This window comes from Kitasatospora sp. NPDC038210, assembly GCF_055600605.1.
The window spans coordinates 1-1338 of sequence record NZ_JBVJYK010000088.1; the positions used below are offsets into that span (position 1 = coordinate 1).

Annotated in this window: 1 protein-coding gene; it reads left to right on the forward strand. The window is 69.2% G+C overall.

Translation table 11 applies throughout. From position 1 onward, the window contains the following. Nucleotides 1-145 precede the first annotated feature (145 nt). On the forward strand, nucleotides 146-1297 hold the full coding sequence (locus ACZ7KX_RS42710; RefSeq protein ID WP_470331345.1) for an ISAs1 family transposase: 1152 nt from the start codon (nucleotides 146-148) through the stop codon (nucleotides 1295-1297). Nucleotides 1298-1338: the final 41 nt, after the last annotated feature.

Here is a 1338-nt window from a genome sequence, read left to right on the forward strand (position 1 = left end):
CCCAGGGTCGTTTCAAAGTCCTGGTGAGCGCGTGAGTCCGCAGGTCACGGCGATGCAGGGATCCATGCTGGGCCGTCACGAACGCATCGAAGCTCCGGTTGAACGGGGTGACCTTCCCAAGTCGCCCTGAACCGCCGGAGCTTCGATGTGCCGCCAGTCTGCCACCGTCTGCCTGATCAAGTCGCCCGCTCTGGAGGGTGTGGCGGGATTGTCGCTGGTGGAGCGGTTGCGGCTGCTGCCGGATCCGCGTCGGCGCCGAGGGGTGCGTCACCCGTTCGTGGCGGTCCTGCTGGTGGCCGCCTCGGCGGTGGTCGCCGGTGCGCGCTCGTACGCGGCCATCGGTCAGTGGTCCGCGAACGCTCCGCAACACGCCCTGGCCCGGCTGGGCGCCAGGGTCGTGGGCGCACTGGGCGTGCGCGTCGCACCGAGCGCCGCCACGATCCGGCGAGTCATCGGCCTGGTCTGCCCGGGCGGTCTGGCCGGCCTGACCGGCGCCGATCCGGTCGGCTCGGACTCGATCGCCGTGGACGGCAAAGCCACTCGCGGCTCCCGAAACGGCACCTCGCCCGCCGCTCACCTGTTGGCCGCGATGACCGGCGACGGCCGGACCGTCACCCAGCTGCGGGTGTCCGACAAGACCAATGAGATCACCTGCTTCACCGCGCTGCTGGCGCCCTACGACCTGACCGGAATCACGGTCACGGCCGATGCCCTGCACACCCAGCGCAGCCACGTCCGATTCCTGGTCGAGGAGAAGAAAGCCCACTACCTGCTGGTGGTCAAGGGCAACCAGCCCGAACTGCACCGCCGGCTCCGGGCGTTGCCCTGGAAGGACGTCATCGCCCGCCGCTACGACCGCGAGATGGGCCACGGCCGCAAGGAGACCCGCGTGACCAGGGCCCTCACCGTCACCGACCTCGGTCTGGACTTCCCCCACGCGGTCCAGGCCGTGCGCATCCTGCGCTACCGCACCGACTTCAAGACCGGCGCGGTCAGCCGTCAGACCATCTACGCGATCACCGACCTGAGCTCGCACCAGGCCTCGCCCCAGCGCCTTGGCCAACTCGCCAGGTCGCAATGGACCATCGAGAACCGGCTGCACTTCGTCCGCGACACCACCTTCGCCGAGGACGCCTCGAAGATCCGTACCGGCCGTGGACCCGAGAACATGGCGACCCTGCGCAACCTGGCGATCAACACGCTGCGGCAGCACGGGCACCGTAACATCGCCGCCGGCCTCCGGCACGCCTCCTACGAACCCTTCAGCCGCCCGCTCGACCTCCTCGGCATCGCCTGACCAGCACACTCACAAGATCACCAGACTTTGAAACGGCCCTG

Bases quoted from the DNA above. Each gene is read 5' to 3' on its own strand.
- ACZ7KX_RS42710 (WP_470331345.1), top strand. From the start codon at position 146: ATGTGCCGCCAGTCTGCCACCGTCTGCCTGATCAAGTCGCCCGCTCTG.